Consider the following 2,016-nt stretch of genomic DNA (forward strand, 5'->3'; position numbering starts at 1 on the left):
CTCTCACCCAGATCGTCGCGCTATATCACCCGATGGATCACCGCGTTGAATGGATAACCGCAGGTCTTTGAGGTCTTCGCCATGCCATGGTGTTGAAGATCAGCTTACTGCGGCAAAAATTTTCAAAGCCGCTTCTGGGAGGGGGCCAACCGGAGTGGCTATGAGCGCGGGGCGCCTAAGTATGTTTCCTCATACCTGCTACAGATGCCGCATCGTAACCTTATGCCTTTCTAGAGGAGCCGATCATGAAGAATGTTCTTCTTCTGGTGCACGATGATGAAGGCCAGGAAGCCCGACTACAAGCAGCGCTGGACCTGACGCGTGCGCTTGGCGGCCATCTTCAATGCATCGATGTCACGCCATTTCCTGTGATCGCCGGCGATCTTTATGCAGGTTTTGGCGAAACCGCCCTCATGCTCGATGAACGCGACAGTGAAGCCCGCAACAAGGCACGGATCAGCGCGCGCCTTGGCAAGGAAGATGTTAGCTGGGACTGGGTTGATACCACCGGGGAAATCGCAAGTTGTCTTCTGAAAGAGGCAGCCCTTGCAGACATCGTCGTCCTCAACCGGCAACTGGACAGCTACCCTCTTCCGGACATGCGGACAATCGCGAGCCAGATTTTGATGCACGCCAGAGTGCCGGTCTTGGCCGTTCCGCAGGATGTTAAAGGCTTTGCCATGAAAAGGGCACTGCTGGCGTGGGATGGCCACCCCTCATGCATCGCGACGATGCGCGCCTGTACGCCGTTGCTCGCGTTGGCCGAGGAAGTGGAGGTGATGACAATCAAGGATGGCTCGATACAGGCCGAACCCAGCGATGCAGCGCGATATCTCTCACGTCACAATGTGAATGCGAGCATTCGGGTTCTCAACGACCGTCTTCATCCTGTAGATGCGATCATTGAGGAAGAGGCCAGCCAATGGAAGGCAGATTATGTCATCATGGGGGCCTTTGGACGCGGAAGGATTATGGAAACATTTGGTGGCGTGACAAGGCGTCTGCTAACGCGGGGTAAATTGCCGTTGGTGCTGGGACACTGAACGTCCGCCGCTTGGCATATGACAGTTTCATCCTTTCGACCAGAATAAGCGCAAATATGCCGCTTGCATGTTCAACAGCATTGCGTGAGCGGCGGAGATGCAGCGATGATGGCATCACAAATAAGTGCAGGGCTGCTCCCCTATCGCTGGCACGCGGGAACGCTGCAGGTCTTTCTCGTTCATCCCGGAGGACCTTACTGGCAGCGAAAGGATGACGGGGCATGGCAGATCGCGAAGGGCACCCCCTTGCCAGGAGAGGCTCTTCACAACGCCGCACTTCGAGAGTTTGAAGAAGAAGTTGGCCCGCGACCCGCTGGCAAACCGTGGCCGCTCGCACGCCTGCGCCAGGCGGGGGGGAAATGGGTCGAGGCTTATGCGATTGAAGGTGACCTCGATCCCGCCGATCTTGTCAGCAACGCCTTCGAGGTTGAATGGCCACCCCGCAGTGGTATCATAGGCTCCTTTCCCGAGATCGATCGAGCAGCTTGGTTTCCGCTGGCCGAGGCGCATACCAGAATACTCGCTAGTCAAACGCCGTTCCTGACGGCTCTGGAACAGGCCGTCTCTCAAAGGGAGGAGGTCGGTTCCTCCTGCATCGGAGAGGGAACGAAGTAGAATGGGTTTGACGACGCAATTGGCTATCGCGACTGCAACAGTTGCGGTGACCGTACTTGTTCACCTGATCGGCTTGGCAGGATTACTAGCTATTCTACGCCGCCACCGTCACGCGTCGCAGGTGCTCATCGCTTCTTTCGTGAACGGAGTGGCTATTCTGCTCGCCGCATTTGGACTTTTCGCATTACATGCTGTCGAGATCTGGCTTTGGGCGGCCCTCTATCTGCTATTGAACGCCTTCCCCAATCTTGAACAAGCACTGTACTTTTCCACCTCGACCTATGTGACAATCGGATATGGCGATGTGGTCCTGCCGGTCGGTAGTAGGATTTTGGGCTCTGTTGCAAAGATTGGCGGC

At 56.2% G+C, this 2,016-nt stretch carries 3 protein-coding genes; all 3 read left to right on the plus strand.

The window, feature by feature from the left end; genetic code table 11:
- Positions 1-245: 245 nt before the first annotated feature.
- Positions 246-1,043: a universal stress protein gene (locus tag L858_RS0119095; protein WP_022684647.1), complete on the plus strand. Its 798-nt coding sequence runs from the start codon at positions 246-248 to the stop codon at positions 1,041-1,043.
- Between the two features lie 105 nt (positions 1,044-1,148).
- Positions 1,149-1,658 carry an NUDIX hydrolase gene (locus L858_RS21515; protein ID WP_238565011.1) on the plus strand — a complete coding sequence of 170 codons (510 nt, stop codon included), beginning with the start codon at positions 1,149-1,151 and terminating at the stop codon, positions 1,656-1,658.
- A gap of 1 nt (position 1,659) precedes the next feature.
- Positions 1,660-2,016: ion channel (locus L858_RS21520; protein WP_022684649.1), on the plus strand; the 357-nt coding region annotated here is incomplete at its 3' end.

Origin of the sequence: Sphingobium bisphenolivorans, assembly GCF_000412635.1 — a bacterium.
Classification (GTDB): Bacteria; Pseudomonadota; Alphaproteobacteria; order Sphingomonadales; family Sphingomonadaceae; genus Sphingobium; species Sphingobium bisphenolivorans.

Coding starts and splice junctions, on each gene's coding strand:
- L858_RS0119095 (WP_022684647.1), top strand. CDS start 246: ATGAAGAATGTTCTTCTTCTGGTGCACGATGATGAAGGCCAGGAAGCC.
- L858_RS21515 (WP_238565011.1), top strand. CDS start 1,149: ATGATGGCATCACAAATAAGTGCAGGGCTGCTCCCCTATCGCTGGCAC.